The organism is Streptomyces malaysiensis subsp. samsunensis, assembly GCF_024519315.1.
GTDB classification, from domain to species: Bacteria; Actinomycetota; Actinomycetes; order Streptomycetales; family Streptomycetaceae; genus Streptomyces; species Streptomyces malaysiensis.
Genome location: NZ_JANIIC010000001.1, coordinates 267,471 through 284,019, shown reverse-complemented (window position 1 = coordinate 284,019; position 16,549 = coordinate 267,471). Strand labels below are relative to the sequence as shown.

General features: G+C 69.4%; 12 protein-coding genes and 1 pseudogene. 7 read left to right on the top strand and 6 right to left on the bottom strand.

Annotated elements, in window-relative coordinates:
* Window positions 1-44 precede the first annotated feature (44 nt).
* Window positions 45-644 carry a TetR/AcrR family transcriptional regulator gene (locus NQU54_RS01210; RefSeq protein ID WP_257629321.1) on the top strand — a complete coding sequence of 200 codons (600 nt, stop codon included), beginning with the start codon at window positions 45-47 and terminating at the stop codon, window positions 642-644.
* 51 nt (window positions 645-695) lie between these two features.
* Here NQU54_RS01210 and NQU54_RS01205 read toward each other — a convergent pair whose 3' ends face one another.
* On the bottom strand, window positions 696-1,622 hold the full coding sequence (locus NQU54_RS01205; protein WP_372505738.1) for an alpha/beta fold hydrolase: 927 nt from the start codon (window positions 1,620-1,622) through the stop codon (window positions 696-698).
* 248 nt (window positions 1,623-1,870) lie between these two features.
* On the opposite strand from NQU54_RS01205, the gene NQU54_RS01200 reads away from it, so the two are divergent.
* Entirely contained in the window at window positions 1,871-2,470 is a 600-nt protein-coding gene (locus tag NQU54_RS01200; RefSeq protein WP_257629319.1) for a TetR/AcrR family transcriptional regulator, read from the top strand.
* A gap of 185 nt (window positions 2,471-2,655) precedes the next feature.
* On the opposite strand, the gene NQU54_RS01195 is transcribed toward NQU54_RS01200, so the two are convergent.
* From NQU54_RS01195 to NQU54_RS01185, 3 genes are read right to left on the bottom strand one after another with little or no spacing between them, the layout of a single operon-like run.
* Window positions 2,656-3,594 carry an ACP S-malonyltransferase gene (locus NQU54_RS01195; protein WP_257629318.1) on the bottom strand — a complete coding sequence of 313 codons (939 nt, stop codon included), beginning with the start codon at window positions 3,592-3,594 and terminating at the stop codon, window positions 2,656-2,658.
* A 33-nt stretch (window positions 3,595-3,627) separates the two neighbouring features.
* The gene (locus NQU54_RS01190) at window positions 3,628-5,016 is read right to left on the bottom strand and encodes an ABC transporter permease (RefSeq protein WP_257629317.1); all 1,389 of its coding nucleotides are present in this window, start codon (window positions 5,014-5,016) and stop codon (window positions 3,628-3,630) included.
* On the bottom strand, window positions 5,013-5,993 hold the full coding sequence (locus tag NQU54_RS01185) for an ABC transporter ATP-binding protein (protein WP_257629316.1): 981 nt from the start codon (window positions 5,991-5,993) through the stop codon (window positions 5,013-5,015). The genes NQU54_RS01190 and NQU54_RS01185 overlap by 4 nt, the downstream gene beginning before the upstream one ends.
* A gap of 341 nt (window positions 5,994-6,334) precedes the next feature.
* Between NQU54_RS01185 and NQU54_RS01180 the strand changes: the two genes are divergently transcribed.
* The 3 genes and pseudogenes from NQU54_RS01180 to NQU54_RS01170 all read left to right on the top strand — a co-directional run.
* Window positions 6,335-6,997, top strand: a complete 663-nt coding sequence (locus NQU54_RS01180) for a thioesterase II family protein (protein ID WP_257629349.1) — start codon at window positions 6,335-6,337, stop codon at window positions 6,995-6,997.
* Window positions 6,998-7,053: 56 nt separating this feature from the next.
* On the top strand, window positions 7,054-8,463 hold the full coding sequence (locus NQU54_RS01175; protein ID WP_257629315.1) for a class I adenylate-forming enzyme family protein: 1,410 nt from the start codon (window positions 7,054-7,056) through the stop codon (window positions 8,461-8,463).
* A 19-nt stretch (window positions 8,464-8,482) separates the two neighbouring features.
* Window positions 8,483-9,162 (top strand): annotated as a pseudogene (locus NQU54_RS01170) (IS5 family transposase); the annotation flags it as partial.
* 81 nt (window positions 9,163-9,243) lie between these two features.
* On the opposite strand, the gene NQU54_RS01165 reads toward NQU54_RS01170, so the two are convergent.
* Window positions 9,244-10,902: a flavin monoamine oxidase family protein gene (locus tag NQU54_RS01165; protein ID WP_257629314.1), complete on the bottom strand. Its 1,659-nt coding sequence runs from the start codon at window positions 10,900-10,902 to the stop codon at window positions 9,244-9,246.
* Window positions 10,903-10,957: 55 nt separating this feature from the next.
* Window positions 10,958-13,762, bottom strand: coding sequence for an AAA family ATPase (locus NQU54_RS01160; RefSeq protein ID WP_257629313.1), 2,805 nt, complete (start codon window positions 13,760-13,762; stop codon window positions 10,958-10,960).
* Window positions 13,763-14,316: 554 nt separating this feature from the next.
* On the opposite strand from NQU54_RS01160, the gene NQU54_RS01155 reads away from it, so the two are divergent.
* On the top strand, window positions 14,317-15,420 hold the full coding sequence (locus tag NQU54_RS01155) for a sulfotransferase (RefSeq protein WP_308408458.1): 1,104 nt from the start codon (window positions 14,317-14,319) through the stop codon (window positions 15,418-15,420).
* Between the two features lie 158 nt (window positions 15,421-15,578).
* Window positions 15,579-16,514 carry a LysR family transcriptional regulator gene (locus tag NQU54_RS01150; protein WP_257629311.1) on the top strand — a complete coding sequence of 312 codons (936 nt, stop codon included), beginning with the start codon at window positions 15,579-15,581 and terminating at the stop codon, window positions 16,512-16,514.
* Window positions 16,515-16,549 lie beyond the last annotated feature (35 nt).

Sequence of the window (16,549 nt, the reverse complement as noted above, 5' to 3'; positions counted from 1 at the left end):
ACCACATGGTGGACCGCGCGGTCAAGAATCCGTATCCTGTTCGCATGGCACGTCCGCGATCGTTTGACGAGAAGCAGGTGCTGAACGCCGTCCGTGATCAGTTCTGGGACGCCGGTTACGCCGCAACCTCGCTGGAAGACCTGATGAGGGTCAGCGGGCTGGGCAAAGGCAGCCTGTATGCGGCGTTCGGCGACAAGCGTCAGCTCTTCCTCCGGGTGCTGCGCAGCTACACCGACGACAGCCATGGCCATCTTCGGGAAGCCCTGGCCGAGGCTCCACGGGCCCTGGACGCACTGCGCATGCTCCTCGAGGCACCGATCGACGACTCCACCGGCGCCGGCCTGCGGCGTGGCTGTCTGATGGCCAACAGCACCTGCGAACTCGGTAACGCCGACCCGGAAGTCCTCGACCACGCTCACCGCACCTACGAGACGTCCACCGCGCTGATCGGTGACTGCGTCGCCCGCGCCCAACGCGAGGGCGACCTACCGGCCGGAGCGGATCCGATCGCACTGGCGCGGGCCCTCCTGGCCGCGCAACAAGGGCTCGTGTTCATGAGCCGGACCGGGCTGGACACGGCCACACTCACCGCCACCGCACGATCGCTCGCGGCTCAACTCCTCCCGGACCACTCCGGCGACTGAACCGACAAGCCGCGCACGGACCAGCTGCCCGCCGGGCATGCCTGAGCGGCGTCAGTCGCCACCGGCGATGAAGTCGGCTATCGCGGCAGCGACGGCTTCGGGCTGCTCATCGGGGATGAAGTGCCCGGCACCTGGCACGATGACTCCGGTGGTGTTGTCGGCCCATGGGCTGATGGAGGCCGCCATGTCCGGGATGGAGCCGTGGCTGCTGGATATTCCGAGGATGGGCACGGTCAGGTGCTGCCGGTTGAGCGCCTGGTGGTTCTTGCGTGCCGACTCGGCGGCGTCTCGGTAGTAGGCGAGGGAGGCGCGGAGGCCGCCGTCGGCGGCGAGGGCCGCTGCGTAGTGGTCGAGGTCGGCGTCGTCGAATGTGCCGGGAGCGAGGGCCTTCACCTTCAGGAACCAGCCGACGTACTCCCGTTCGCGGCCGGCGAGCAGGGTCTCGGGCAGGTCGGGCACGAGGTGGAACGCGAAATGCCAGGTCTTCCACGCGCGGGCCGGGTCGGTGGGAATCGTCTGCGGGAGGGTGATGCCGGGGATTCCGGCGTCGAGCAGGGCGACCCCGCGCAGTTGGCTTTCGTGATTGAGGGCGAGGGAGAAGGCCACCCAGGCGCCGATGTCGTGGGCGGCCAGCCAGTAGGCCGGCACTCCGAGTGCCTTTACGGTGGCGTGGACGTGGGCGGCGACCGTGTGGGTGTCGTAGCCGCGCTCCGGGCGCTCGGAGTGGCCCTGGCCCGGCAGGTCGATCGCGATGACGCGGAACCGGCCGGCGAGGCTGGGCATGACCTTTCGCCAGGCCCGCCAGGTTTGCGGGAACCCGGCGAGCAGGACGACAGCCGGGCCGGCCGGCCGGCCGCCTTCGACGGCGTGAAGGTGGACGCCGTCTGCGTCGACCCAGCGGTGGGTGAATCCGGCCAGGTCGTGCAGGGGCAGGTCGCGGACGGGGTTGCCTTCGGAGACGGTCATGGGGTCCTCCATCGGTGTTGGGGCGTGCCGGTCCGGCGGTTCGCCCGAGGGCCGGGCCCGCGAGGGGGACGCAGATGACGAGGGCGGCCGGTGTGGTGCTCGAAATCCGGGTCCCGACGGCCGGCAGGCCCGCGGCGATGACACCGAGGCTCAGGCCGCCGACGTTGGCAAGCCCGAAGGCTAACACATCTTGGACCGATCAGTTCAAGATAGAGTGATGGACAGCAGGGAACACCGACACACCGGCAAGGAAGTGCCACGTGGCAGGCAAGAAGCAGTTCGACATGGACACGGCGCTCGACGCCGCGATGATCCAGTTCTGGCGCGCCGGCTACGCCGACACCTCAGTCGACGACTTGTCCCGGGCAACCGGCCTGAACCGCAGCTCGATCTACTCCTCGCTCGGCGACAAGGACACGCTGTTCCTGCGCTGCCTTGATCGCTACGCCGCGCGCTACGGGGACAAGTACGACGCCGCCCTATCGTGTGCGGCCTCCGAGCCCCTTGCGGCTGTCCGTGCGTTCTTCGACGTCACCCTCGAGCGCATCGCCGATCCCGAACTGCCCGATGGATGCCTGATCGCCCAGTCGGCCATGGCGATTCCAGTGCTGAGCCCGGCCGTCGCGGCGCACGCCAGGCAGGCGCTCGGCTTCCAGCGCCTGCGCCTGCGCGCCGCGCTGAAGGCCGGCCGAATGACCGACCAGGACGCCGAGACCTTCGCCGTACACGCGGCGGCCGTGAACCAGTCCCTCGCTGTCATGAGCAGAGCCGGGGCGAGCCCGGCACAGCTCCTGGCCATAGTGGACGTGACCGTTGACGCGCTCTCGCAGGCGTTGCGCGCGCAACGAGGCCGCTTTTAAAAGGCGCCTGTGGAGCAGGCGGCGCCCGCTGGCCGTGCTCCAGGCCCCTGGCGGACGCTGCCGGGCATGTGACCACGGCGTATCCGGCCCCCGCTTCGCAACCCGCTCACGCCGACGCCCCGTCAACTCGGTTGAGTCGCGGGGCGTTGGGCGGAGTTTCCTCCGCGCTGCGTGTTACGCCGTCATCAGCGCTTGCGCGCGGGGCGCGAGCGCTTGCCGGGGCCCACCGTCACCACCTCGAAGTTGGACTTGGTGCGGTCCAGCCGGTGGAAGAGGTTGTCCGGTCCGGTGATGTACATCTTCGACACCCCGGCGCCCTTCAGCGTGTCCACGACCTTCGGCCAGTGGATCGGCAGGTCGAAGGTGTCCAGCAGCATCGTGCGCAGCGCGTCGGCCGTGGTCACGATGGTGCCGTCCTGGTCGGTGACCACGGGCAGCTTCGGGTCGAGGATGTCGTACTTCGGCAGGATCTCCTCGGCGGCCCGGCGCCGCAGCTCCGCGAACGCGGGTGCGTGCACCGCCGGGACCATGGTGTACATGGAGTAGCCGCCGGCCTGGCTGATCGCCTTCTTGAACCCGTCGAGCTCCTTCTCCCGGAGCGAGACCATGAAGAAGCCGTCGTCCAGATAGCCGGAGTAGTCGTACCACTCACCGCGCTCGCCGAGTCCGGCGAGGATCTCCGTCAGCTTCTCCTGCGGAGTGCGGACGAAGGTGTGGGTGACCGCGTCCCGGTACTCCTCGGTGAAGTACGCGAGTTCGCAGCGGGCCAGCTCCGCGGTGAGCCGCACCACCTCGGCGAACGGCAGCGAACCGACGTAGGCCGCCGCCGCCTTCTGCCCGAAACTCGGGCCCACGCACAGATCCGGGACCAGACCGTGCTCCTGCTCCGCACGGTCCGCCGAGGCCATCGAGTTCACCAGGAAGGCGATCTGGGTGGCCTCGGAGTAGTCGTCCTCGGAGTCACGGAGCCGGTCGAAGACCGAGTAGCCGAGGGCGTCGTCGGCCTCGGCCAGCCGCTTCCGGGCGAACGGGTCGAGCGTCAGGAACCTGCCGACCTCGGAGAAGCCGGAGGGGCCCATGCCCGGGAACACGATCGCTGTCTTCGTCTGCTCGGATGCCGTCATGGCGGGGTGCCTTACTCTCGGTCCTGCCGTGGCTCAGTCCTGCGCCCGCTTGTTGAAGCCCCGGATGCCGATGAACCCGTAGATCACGATGGCCGCCCCGATGGCGGAGAAGCAGATCCACAGCGGGATCGACTCCGGGATCCCGGGGCCGGAGGGCAGCAGCAGCCCGCGCATCGCCTCGGTGACGTAGGTCAGCGGGTTGAAGGTGCACAGGACCTGGAACCAGCGGACACCGTCCAGGCTCCGCCACGGGAACTGCGTGGCCCCGGTGAACATGATCGGGGTCAGCGTCATGGCGAAGACGATGGAGATGTGGCGGGCCGGTGCCAGGGTGCCGAGGGTGAGCCCGACCGCACCGCCGACCAGTCCGCCGAGGGCGAGGATGCCCAGCGTCTCCGGCATCTTGGAGAGCGGCCAGGAGACGCCGTCCAGCAGCCCCAGACCGATCGGGATCATGACCAGGGCGCCGATCACCCCGCGCATCGCGCCGAAGATCACCTTCTCCACCGCGACCAGGGCGGTCGGGATGGGCGCGAGCAATCGGTCCTCGATCTCCTTGGTCCAGGAGAAGTCGATGGCCAGGGGCAACGCGGTGTTCTGGAGAGAGACCAGGAAGCTGTTGAGCGCCACCACACCGGGCAGCAGCACCTGCTGGAAACCGGGCTGGGTCATGCCGATCTCGCCGAGCACCTTGCCGAAGACGAACAGCATGAAGAACGGTTCCACGATGACCTGCCCCAGGAAGGGAGCGATCTCGCGGCCGGTGACGAAGATGTCCCGCCACAGGATGAAGAAGAACGTCCGCCACCGGCTGGCCCGGCGGCGATGGCGTCCGCCGCGGCGCTTCCCATCGGGCAGTTCGAGTTCGGGTTCCGGCTCGGGCTCCACAAGGGGTGCACGGGCCTCGGCCGCCGCGATGATGGCGTTCAGCGCGGCCTTGGCGTCCTGCGCGGCCTGGGACGCCGACGGGGCCGGCTGGGGCTTGATGATCAGCGTCAGGGTGTCGCCGATATCGCCCTGTGTGCTCGGATGCGGCCGGGCGTCGTGTTGCCAGGGCTGCTGGGGCGGGTGCTGCTCATGCGGCCGGGGCTCCTGCCCGGCCGGCGGGAGCGCGGGGGCCTTCTGGGCCTCGGCGACGGACCGGGGGGCGGGCCCCCTGGTCCGGACGAGCATGGTCCGGGTGTCCTCGAACCCGTCGTCCTCGGCGGCCTTGATCTCGGCGGTCCTCGGGTCCTCGGACTTGTTCCCCTGCGGCCTGGGGGCGGCGGGGGTCCGGGGGTCGGCAGCGGCCCTGGGGTCGACGGGCTTGCGCTCGCCGCCCTGGGGCGCGGACGGGGCCGCACCGGACGCGGGCTTCTCCTCGGTGGCCTTGCCGTCGGCGGGCCCGCCGGTCGAGGACGGGGGACGTGCGGAGGCGCTCATCGCATCTCCTTCCCTGTCAGCTCGACGAAGACGTCTTCCAGGCTCGCCTTGCTCACATTCAGGTCCTTGATTTCACAGTCGCTGTCGGACAGGGCCTTGATGACGGTGGGCAGCAGCACGGAGGACTCCGCGTTGCTGTAGACCTTCATCCGGAAGGCGTCGTCGCCGTCGGATCCGGCGCCGTGCCCCAGCACCTCGACCCGGTCCGCGACCCCGAGCCCCTGCACCAGCTGGACCACGCCGTTCATTCCGCTGTACGGCGGACGCACGGTGACGGTCAGGGCGGTGTTGCTCATCCTGCCGGTCAGCGCCTCGGGGGTGTCCAGGGCGAGTAGTCTGCCGTGGTCGACGATGCCGATCCGGTCACACAGCTTGGATGCCTCGTCCATATCGTGGGTGGTGATCACCACCGTTACCCCACGGTCCTTCAGTTCGGCCACCCGGTCCCGCACGAAGATCTGTGACTGCGGGTCCAGGCCGGTGGCCGGCTCGTCGAGGAATAGCACCCGGGGGCGGTGCATCAGCGCCCGCGCGATCATCACGCGCTGCGCCTGACCGCCGGAGACCTGGTCCGCACGGGCCTTGGCGTGGTCGCCGAGGCCGACGAACTCCAGGCTCTCGTTCGCCAGCCGCATCCGCTCCGCGCGGGAGAGCCCGTGGTAACCGGCGTGGAAGGTGAGGTTCTGACGGAGCGTCAGCGACCGGTCGAGGTTGTTCCGCTGCGGCACGACGGCGAAGGCCTGCCGGGCTACCGCCGGCCTGGCTATCACGTCGACCCCCTGTACGAAGGCGCGTCCGCCGGTGGGAGCGACCCGGGTGGTCAGGATGCCGATGGTGGTGGTCTTGCCGGCTCCGTTGGGCCCGAGGAAGCCGAAGACTTCACCGTGTCTCACGGTGAAGCTGAGGTTGTCGACCGCAGGGGCGGGGCGCCCGGGGTACTTCTTGACCAAGCCGTCGACAACGACGGCGAAATCCATGGGACGTGTTCTGTTCATCGCTGTCGTCGCACCGAATTTAATTGGCTTGAGGAGAACATTCTTACGCCATTTTTAACACAACCGCTTGACTCCGGTCCCATAATCGGCGCGGGAGTAGGGGGTCATGGCGCTAGTGAGGGGGGTTGAGGGGGTGCCATCGGTGCTCGCGGCAACCCCTGATGGGCGCGGTACCCCGCATATAACGCGTACCTCGAATAGCGGTTACTAGGGGTTGTGGCTGAGGAGAAGGGCTCATAACCTCACGGGGTCAGCATCTCGGATGCGTGGTCGACGCGCCCCACCGTGCACTCGTGCCCGGCCCCTCAGTGCAAATCGCGGGGATGTACTTCTTGAGCCAGATCAAGCCCGATGATGTGGGCCTTATTCGGATATTGCAAACGGAGACTCCGAGCAGTTTCCGGCTGATCTGTTTCCCCGAGTCCGCCCATTCCACCGCGTACTACCTCTCCCTGTCCGAGCTGCTGCTGCCCACCGTGGAGGTGCTGGCGATCCAGTACCCCCTGTACGCCGGATACGAGGAGGGCGACGACGACCGGCTGACCGACTCGCCCGAACTCGCGGACCGGATCTTCGGTGCGCTGGGGGAGTGGATGGACCGACCGTTCGCCTTCTTCGGCCACCGAGTCGGCGCCGACCTCGCGTACCGCGTCGCCGAGCGTCTGGAGCGGGAGACCGGGGCGGCGCTGATGACCCTGTTCGTATCCGGCCGGACCGCGCACTGGGGCATGTCCCTGGGACCCCCGGCGCTCGGCTGCCGGATCGTCGCCCTCGCCGCCGAGGGCGACCCCAAGACCCCGCTGCGCGGCGTACGGGCCTGGCGGCGGCGTACGAGCGGACGATTCGACCTCGAGGTGTTTCCCGGCTCCCGCGGCTACCTCGATTCGAGCCGGCGAGAGGTCGTGAACCTGGTGCACGACCAGCTGCTCTCGCAAGTCCCCGTCGACGCCGAGTGGGAGACCGGCGCCGAAGACAAGGGAGCCTAGGGGGGACAAGCCCAGGGCTGCCCGTACTCCCGAGTGAAAAGGAAAGAGTACGTTCGATGACCGCGAAGATCTACGCGCTCGACTCGGTGCAGACCCTGGCCGACTTCGAGCTGGACGCGTTGCGTGTCGCCGATGTGATCCGCGAGCACGGTGTGGCCCACGGTGACCGCGTCGTCCTCAAGGCGGGCAACTCCGCCGCCTACGTCAGTGTGCTGTTCGCGCTCATGCACGTGGGGGCCTCGATCGTCCTGATCGACCAGCAGGAGCACCCGGACGAGACCCGGCGGATCATCCGGCGCACCGGCGCCGTGATCGCCTTCGTCGACGACGACGCGCCCATCCACGGTGACGCCCGTACGGTCAACCTCTACGAGCTGATCGTCCCGGCCGCCGGCCGCCCGCTGACCACCCGTGAGCTGTCCTTCGACGCCTGGGCCGACCGCCCCGACGGCCTGATCATGTGGACCTCCGGCTCCACCGGCGAGCCCAAGGGCGCCGTGAAGTCCGGCCGCAAGTTCCTGACCAACCTGGAGCGCAACGCCGCCCAGGTGGGCCACCGGGAGGACGACGTCCTCCTCCCGCTGCTGCCCTTCGCCCACCAGTACGGGCTGTCCATGGTGCTCATCGCCTGGCTCACCCGCTGCTCGCTGGTGATCGCCCCCTACAAGCGCCTGGACCGGGCCGTGCAGATGGCCGGCCGCACCGGCGCCACGGTGATCGACGCCACCCCGTCCAGCTACCGCACCATGCTCAACCTGGTCGGCCGCAAGGCCGCGCTGCGGGCCGAGCTGGAGCAGGTCCGGATGTTCTGCTCGGGCGCGGCGCCGCTGGACGGCGCGCTCTCCGAGCGTTATGTGGCGGAGTTCGGACTGCCGCTGCTGGACAGCTACGGCAGCACCGAGCTGGGCAACATCGCCTTCGCCACCCTGGACAACCCGGTCTCCTGCGGCCGCGCCATGGACGGCATCAAGCTGCGCGTCATCGACGAGGACGGCGTCCCGGTCGGCCCCGGTCAGGCCGGTGAGATCGAGGTCGACACCCCGGACGCGCTGGAGGGCCACCTCGCCGAGGACGGCACCATCGACGAGATACCCACCGGCTGGCAGTCCACCGGTGACCTGGGCTACCTCGACGGCGACGACAACCTCTTCGTGCTCGGGCGGAAGTTCGCGGTGCACCGCTCCGGCTACACGCTCTACCCCGAGCTGATCGAGCGCAAGGCGGCGCTCGCCGAGATCTCCACCCGGATCGTGCCGCTCGCCGACGAGCGCCGCAACGGCGACGCCCAGCTGGTCTTCTTCGTGGAGGACGACCAGGGGCGGGACGCCAAGCACTGGCGGGAGCGGCTCTGCGAGGTGCTGCCGGTCTACGAGCAGCCCAACCGGGTCGAGGTGCTGGAGAACTTCCCGCTCAACCGCAACGGCAAGCCGGACAAGCGCCGGCTGGAGCAGCTCGCCCAGGGCTGAGGCTTTAGACCGTGTCCTATGCTACGTACTGGTCAGCGGCTGTGCGTGGCGGGCGTTGCCGCCCTGCTTCGGCGTCTCGAAGTCCACGGCCCATCGCCGGTTCCTCATCTGGTCCAGAGCCGGCGTATGGGGCCGCCTCCACGAAGCGGTCCTGCACCGGCTCGACGACGCCGGCCTCATCGACGTCACCCGCGTCGTCCTCGATACTGCCCACGTCAGGGCGAAAAAGGGGGCGAACACACAGGCCCGAGGCCCGTGGACCGAGGCAAGCCGGGTTCCAAGATGCACATCCTGTCGGACGCGAACGGACTGCCCCTGGTCGTCGGCGTCTCGGGCGGCAACACCCACGACAGCGAAGGGCTGAAGCCCATGGTGGCGGGTCACCAAACGAGACACGACCCGGACCGCGGCCGCTGCTTCGAGCCCCGGCGCCTGCACGCGGACAACGCCTATGACCGGCCCGACCTGCGCAAATGGTTACGCGGCAAGCGCATCGGAGTCCGTATCGCCCGCAAAGGCATCGAGTCCAGCGAACGGCTGGGCCGTCGCAGGCGGGTGATCGAGCGGACGATGTCATGGCTGTCCGGCTACCGCAGGCTCAGTCCCCGCTACGAGCGCGATCCCCGCAACTACCTGGCCTTTCTCGGACTTGCCGCAGCCATCTGCTGCTACAAGCGACTCGTCCGCCTCACCACATAGGACACGGTCTAAGGCCCACGTCAAGCGGGGGAGCCGGTGTCGCGCACCGGCTCCCCCCGCTTACGTGTTCTTCCGCGCCCGTCACCCGTAAGGAAGCTCCAGCGGCGCAAGGGAGTCGAAGAGGTCCCCCGGGCCCGGATTGTCCGGATGGGTGGCGCCGCCCAGGTGGTTGACCACCCCCCACACCGCGTTCAGCGCCGTGGTCACCGCCCCCTCGGCGAACCCCGCCGTCCAGGAGACATCGTCCCCGCACAGGAAGAGCCCGCGCTGCTCAGGCTCCATCCCGCCCTGCATGAACTGGGTGAACAGCCGCCGCTGGTAGCGGTACTGGCCGGGCAGATTGTTCTTGAAGGCCCCCATGAAGCGGGGCTCGGTCTCCCAGGTGACGGTCAGCGGCCCCGAGATGATGTGCGAGCGGATGTCGACGTCCGGATAGATGGTGGCCAGCTTGGTCAGCAGCAGCTCCAGCCGCTCCTCGGCCGAGAGGGTGGCGAACTTCAGCGAGTCGTCGTTCCAGGTGTACGACAGGCACATCACCCCGGGCCGGTCCGGCCCGTCTTCGAACAGATAGATCCCGCGCGGCATCCGGTCGGTGAGCGTCATGCTCATCGCGTCCTGGCCGGTCGCAGGGTCGGTGTCCCGCCAGAACGGCCGGTCGACCAGGACGAACAGCTTGGACGCGCCCATGTAGTGGGTGCGCTCGACCGCCGTCCACAGGGGTGTGGACAACAGTGCGGGGTCGCAGTCGATCCGGTTCAGCAGCGTCCACACATGCGGGGTGAAGACCACCGCGGGGAACTCGCGCTCCGCGCCCCTCTCGTCCGCCACCCGGATACCGGCCGCCGTCCGCCGCAGCCGGGTCACCGCGGGTCCCGGCCGGCCGCCGTGCAGCGACGCCAGCGTGGTGCCCCGCGGCCAGTGCGCGAGCGTGTCCGGCGCGTGCTCCCACAGCCCGCGCGGTATCCGTGAGGAGCCGCCGACGATGCCCACCTGATGGTCGTCGGCCTCGGTGACCACCACGCGCAGGATCTCCAGCACCGAGTTGGGGAAGTCGGTGTCCCAGCCGCCGGTGCCGAAGCCGACCTGACCGAAGATCTCCCGGTGGCGGAACGACTGGAAGGTGGGGGAGGTGGCGAGGAAGCCGTAGAAGGACTGGTCGTCGAACTCCCTGACCAGCCGGTTCCACACGGTCTTGAGCGTGGTCACGTCCCGCCGCTGGATGGCGTCCCGCAGCGTGGCCAGCTCGGCCCGCTCCTGGAGCGCCTTGTCCCAGGCGTCGGCGACCTCCTGGTAGACGTCCGGGAGTTCATCGGGGGTGCGCGCCCGGTCCTGGGCGCCGCCCAGGTCGATCAGCGTGCTCGGGGCGGCCGGTGCCAGCGGATTGGGAAAGGGGCGGGTGCGCAGGCCCAGCAGCCCGATGTAGTGGAACAGTGAACGGGCGGCGACGGGAAAGCGCATGGCGCCCATTTCCGCCGTGTATTCAGGATTCCCGGGAAAGGGCGTGGAACGCATCCGGCCGCCCAATTGCTCCGCTTCGTAGAGAACCGGACGGAGTCCCAGGCGCAGAAGCTCATATGCCGCGGTGAGTCCGGACATTCCGCCGCCGATGACCGCGACTTCGGTTCCGTGTACCGCGCTCGGCAGGGTGCCGAGCCCGGCCGGATGACTCAGCCACCTGTCGTAGGAGAAAGGAAAGTCGGGCACCAGCATCGTCGTGGCAGCCGCGGTCGCGGACGTCATGGCGTGAACCTCTTGGGGCCGAGCGGTATCGCGGGGATTCCAGGCGGTGTGGATATCAGGCGGTGTAGGCGACATCGAAATCCAGGCTCGCGGGCAGCTCCCGGCGCTGGCTGATGTTGATCTTCCGGTAGACCCGGGTGAGGTGCTGCTCCACCGTGGAGATGGTGATGTAGAGCTTGGCGGCGATCTCCCGGTTGGTGTAGCCCGAGGCGGCGAGGGAAGCCACCCGGTTCTCGGCGTCGGACAGTTCGGAGAACGCCGTGGTGTCCTCGCTGCCGCGGGCCGCCTCCGACAGGGCGGAGCGTCCCGGAGTCCGCTGCAGCGAGCGGGACAGCTCCTCGGCGCCGCAGCTGTCCGCGAGCCACAGGGCCCGGCGGGTCATCAGCCGGCCGCTGTCCGGATCGCCGAGTTGCTTGTGGGTGTCGGCGAGATCCGCCAGCGCCCGCGCCATCTCGTACCAGCCGCCGCTCGCCCGGAGCACCTCCACCGCCTCTTCGAGCAGGGCGGGCCGCTCGGCCGGCGGCCGGGTGGCGGCCAGGACGCGCAGGGCCGCGCCACGGGTGCGGGAGGGGGCCTCCCCGGCCAGCTCCAACTGCTCCTCCGCCAGCCGCGCCGCCCGCTCATGGCTGTTCAGGGTCAGCCAGGTCTCCGCGGCGCCGAGCCGCCAGGCCGGGGCGGCGGACGAGTCCATGCCCCAGGCGGCCAGCTTCTCGCCGCACGCGCGGAAGTCGGTGAGGGCCGCGTGCTGACGGCCGGTGGCCAGCTGATGCCGGGCCCGCGCGTAGAGGTGGTGCAGCCCGAAGCGGTTCCGGTGCACCCCCTCCGGTACCGGCCGGGCCAGGAGTTCGGCCACCGTGTCATGGTTGCCCATCGCCGTGTGCGCGTTGATCAGCATCCCGAGCGGCATGCCGACCGCGACTCCCCAGCCGCGTGCCGGAAGCTCCTCCAGCGCCCGATCGGCGTACCGGACGGTGTCCCGCAGCTGTCCGGTACGCAGCGCGATCTGGGCCCGCAACACGCAGAAGTAGGCCAGCAGCGCCTTCGCGCCGCGCTCCGACGTCCGCTCGATCAGCCGATCGCACCAGAGGGTGGCGATGGCGTGGCGGTCCGCGTACACCAGTGTCTGGAGCGCGGCGTGCGCCGTCAGCACCGTCCGGTCGGAGAACTGGACGGTCTCCAGCACCCGCTCGGCGGCCCGTACGGCGCCTCCGTCGGCGCCCCGGCTCAGCACGGTGCGCAGCGCCCGGAGCGCGGTGAGCAGCGGCGGCTCGGGAGCCCGGTCCGGCGACGGGGCATCGTCGTCCCACGGGCCGATGAGCTCTCCCCGGTGCTGGAAGGGCCGCAGTTCGGGGTGGTCGGGGTAGGTGGAGGAGAGCGCCAGCCCGATGCTCCGCAGACCTGTGTCGAGCTCGGCGCTCGGGTTCTCGGCGGCGGCCCGGCTGACCTGTTCGAGGGCGGCGGCCGCCTCGCCCATCCGTCCGAACCCCAGCAGCCCGATGATCACATGCAGGGCGTGCGGCGTCGGCAGCAGGCCGCTGCCGGCCGGACCGGCCAGCGACTGGAGCCGCCGCATCTGGGTGAGCGGGTTGAACGGCCACATGGCCTGCACCATGGTCGCCTGGAGGACGAGCCCTTCGCGTTCATCGGTGCTGCACCGGTCGGCCATTTGCAGGCAGCTCATCGCCAGTTCCCTGCGGTCGGCGGCGATCGCGTGCTGGGCGGCGTCGCGCAGTGCCTGCGGAATCCACTCCTCGACCGGCTCGGACACCTCGTGGCTGAGCAGATGGCGGGCCACGTCGACGGGGTCGGCGCCCTCCTCGTGCAGCAGCCGGGCGGCCCGGTGGTGCAGCGGGCCGAGCTCGTCCGTCTCCAGATCGTCCAGCAGCGCGGTGCGCACCGCGTCGCTGCGGAAGTGCGCGTCGTGCAGGATCCCCACTTCGGTGAGCGTCGCGACGGACCGCCGTACCAGCCGCTCCTCGGCCCCGATCAGCCTGCTCAGCAAGGGAACGGACGTGGCGTCACCCAGCAGCGCGATGCCATGGGCCACCCGGCGGTGGGCCGGGCCGCCGCGGTATACGCAGGACAGTGCGGCCTGCCGGAACAACTCCCCGGCCACCGGGGAGCCCGGTGTGGTGTGGCGGGGGCCCCGGGCGAGCCGGGAGAACCGGTCGTCCAGGAGGCCACGGAGCAGCAGGAGGTTGCCGCCCGTCATGTCGTGGAACTCGGCGGCGTGGCGCTCGGCCTCCTCGGCGCCCAATTCCTCGGTCAGCAGTGCGGTGACGCCCGCGACGGTAAGGGGGGCGAGCCGCACATGGCACACCTTCGGCGTGTGCAGCAGCTCGTCCAGCGCCGGGGCGGTGGCCCCGGTCAGCGACCCGCGGCTCACCACGACGGACAGCGCCTCGGAGCGACATCGGCGGATGACATACGCCAGACACCGCAGCGACGGCAGATCGGCGAACTGGACGTCGTCGATCGCGATCAGCAGCGGGGATTCATCGGTCAGTTCGTCGAGTGCGCGGTGGAACTCCTGGAGGACCGGGAGGTCGACTTGGTCCGGGCCATGGGGATGCGGCGGCGTCTGGAGACCAGGCCGCGGCCGGGCGCGCCGGAGGTGTGCCGGCATGCCCTGATAGAGCTGGTCGAGTACGGCGTACGGGAATGCCTGCTCCGAGGTGGAGGCCACCGCGGCCAGCGCCCGGGTACCCCGCGCGCCCGCGGCATCCGTCAGTGTGTGCAGAAGTGCTGTCTTTCCCGACGTCACGGCACCGCTGATGACGGCGAGTCGGCTTCCCTCCCGGGCGCCCTCGAAGAGGAGACGATTGAGGCGCTCTATCTCCTGATCGCGCTCCACCAACACGTACGAAACACCTTCCCCGAATTCACGCGATGTTCAGAGGTGGTGAAAGCACATCACCGTGCATGGCGCACCTCTTAACGCACCGTCCCGCTAGTCAAATACCTTGCCGCTCCAGTGCCCCCGATTCCCTCCGTTACCGCACCCTCTGCGGCGGCATGGCTGCTCTGTGTCATGTTGGGTGTTCTCGGCCCCGCCCGGTGGGACTTGGGGCTTACCAAGCCTGGATCACGGGTATGGGGTGGATGTGCACTCTAGCAGTGCCGTTGATGCGAAAAGATGACCATCTGGCCACAGCTGATTTTGTTCGATTTTTAGGTCACGGTGTGGTAGCCGAGTTGTGAAGCCTGGTGGCCCCTCGGATCGAGGCTCCGTCGCTGGTCAGACGAGGTGTGGCAAGGGCAACGGCGCTCTTGGATGTGAAAGTTGCGCAAAAGTGTCGGAAACTCTGGAGCGGTGAGTCCACTCCCGGGTGCCCTGCCTTGTGCGTTCCTCCTGTTCGATGACGGGTGGGCGTCGCTTCAAGGCGTCTATTAACATCGCCGCGACGCGATGTGGTGTGTCATGGGCCACTAGGGAAACGACTAGTTGTCCGATCAAACGGGAGGAAAGTGCGCGTGCTCAATCAGAAGTTGACATTCGTCGTCGGCACCGGCCGGTGCGGTTCGACGGCTTTGTCCCAAGTCATCAATCTTCATCCGGATGTTCTCAGCGTCAATGAATTGTTCGCCAGCATTCCCGATTCGAAAGCGCTGGCCGAGGCTCCGCTGAGCGGCCCGGAGTTCTGGGGATATCTGTCCCGGCCCAACGCGGCCACCAATTCCTTGATCAAGAAGGGGGCCATCCCCCCCGAGTTCCTCTATCACCGGCTGCCCAAGCGGCGGTTCGACGCCAGGACCACCGGTATCCCCGCCGTCAGCGTCATGACGCTGCCTCACCTGACCGACGACCCGGACACGGTCTTCGACGAATTGGAGTCCGAGGTCGCCTCCTGGCCCACGCGCCGTCCGGCGGACCATTGGGCGGCGTTCTTCGCCACCCTCGCCGCACGGTTCGGCAATCCCGGGGCCGTCGTCGAGCGGAGCGGTATGTCCCTCGGCCGGGTGACGGATATGCACCGCGCCTTCCCCGAGGCGCGCTTCGTGCATCTCTACCGCGAAGGCCCGGACTGTGCCGTCTCCATGAGCCGGCACATCAGCTTCCGGATGCTCCCGCTGGGGTGGGAGATGGCCATCCGCTGCGGCCTGGAGTCGCCGTTCGAGCTGACCCCGGAGCACGCGGCTCAGCTGCCGCCCGACCTCGCTCCGCTGCTGGGCGACGAATGGGACCCGGCCCTGGTGATGGACCGCCCCATCCCGCTCCCCGCGTTCGGCGGCCTGTGGTCCAGGATGATCGAAGATGGCCTGCGGAGGCTGGAGGCCGTCCCGGCGGCACAGCGCACCGCGCTGTCGTACGAGACCCTTCTGGAAGAGCCGGAGAAGGAGCTGACCCGGCTCGCCGAATTCATCGGCGTGGGCTCGCCCCGCGACTGGGTGGACGCGTCCACGGCACTTCTCGACGGCGATCGGCGCGGCGCCGCGCAGGAGCTGTCCGATGAGGAGTCGGCCGCCCTGCTCGAATCCTGCAAGCCGGGGATGCTGGCGCTGGCCGCTCACCCGTAGGGCGCACATCGTCACCCGGCGGCGGCAGCCTTGTCGAAAGACCGGTCGCCGGGTGGCGCTCTTCGCCCTCCGGGGCACCCCCGACACTCCAGCTTGCCCGTCGATGCGCCGCAGAGATGACGTGGCCGACTTCCATAGCCGGCGCCTATCATGATGGCGTGCAGTTGCAGCAGCTGCGTTATTTCGCCACCGTCGCCGAGACCCGGCATTTCACCCGTGCCGCGGAGCTTCTGCATGTCGCACAGCCCTCGCTGTCCCAGCAGATCCGGGCCCTGGAGCGGGAGCTGGGAGCCGATCTCTTCCACCGGGCGCGCGGCAATATCGCGCTCACCGACGCGGGGGAGGCGCTGCTGCCCCTGGCCCGCCAGATCCTCGCCGACACCGAGACCGCGCATCGCGAGGTCCAGGAGGTCGCCCAGCTGCGGCGCGGCCGGGTGCGGCTGGGGGCCACCCCGAGCCTGTGCGCCAGCTTCGTCCCCGATGTGCTGCGCCGTTTCCACGACGCGTTCCCGGGCATCGAACTCATCGTGGACGAGGGCGGTTCCCAGGACCTGGTGCGCACCCTCTCCGCGGGCGAACTCGACCTCGCGCTGATCACCACCCCGCTGCCCGGCCAGGCCCCCGCCCTCGCCGCCACCGAACTGCTGCGGGAGGAGCTGGTGGTGGCCTCCTCGCCCGCCTCGCCACCGCCCACCCGGCACCGCCGGATCCAGGTCGAGGAGCTGCGGGACCGTCCCATGGTGATGTTCCGGCGCGGATACGACCTGCGGGAATTCACCACCGCCGCCTGTCGGGCGGCCGGGTTCGAGCCCTCCTTCACGGTCGAGGGCGGTGAGATGGACGCGGTGCTGGGCTTCGTACGGGCGGGGCTGGGCATCGCGGTGCTGCCCGGGATGGTGGCGGCTCGGTCCGGGCTGCGGATCACGCCGTTCGCGGGCCACGACATGCGGCGGACCATCGCCGTCGCCCACCGTAAGGACGTCGCGCCGCCCCGGGCCGCGCGGGAGCTGCGCCGGGTACTGCTGGAGCATCTGCGGACGGCCGCCGCCGGGGAGTTCGGCCTGCCGCCGACCACGACCCGGCTGCTGCCGTAAGGCCGCCACCGGCGTGCCGTCGGGCCGTAAGGCCG

Coding starts and splice junctions, on each gene's coding strand:
- NQU54_RS01195 (WP_257629318.1), bottom strand. CDS start 3,594: ATGACGGCATCCGAGCAGACGAAGACAGCGATCGTGTTCCCGGGCATG.
- NQU54_RS01190 (WP_257629317.1), bottom strand. CDS start 5,016: ATGAGCGCCTCCGCACGTCCCCCGTCCTCGACCGGCGGGCCCGCCGAC.
- NQU54_RS01180 (WP_257629349.1), top strand. CDS start 6,335: ATGTACTTCTTGAGCCAGATCAAGCCCGATGATGTGGGCCTTATTCGG.
- NQU54_RS01165 (WP_257629314.1), bottom strand. CDS start 10,902: ATGACGTCCGCGACCGCGGCTGCCACGACGATGCTGGTGCCCGACTTT.
- NQU54_RS01205 (WP_372505738.1), bottom strand. CDS start 1,622: ATGGAGGACCCCATGACCGTCTCCGAAGGCAACCCCGTCCGCGACCTG.
- NQU54_RS01185 (WP_257629316.1), bottom strand. CDS start 5,993: ATGGATTTCGCCGTCGTTGTCGACGGCTTGGTCAAGAAGTACCCCGGG.
- NQU54_RS01175 (WP_257629315.1), top strand. CDS start 7,054: ATGACCGCGAAGATCTACGCGCTCGACTCGGTGCAGACCCTGGCCGAC.
- NQU54_RS01210 (WP_257629321.1), top strand. CDS start 45: ATGGCACGTCCGCGATCGTTTGACGAGAAGCAGGTGCTGAACGCCGTC.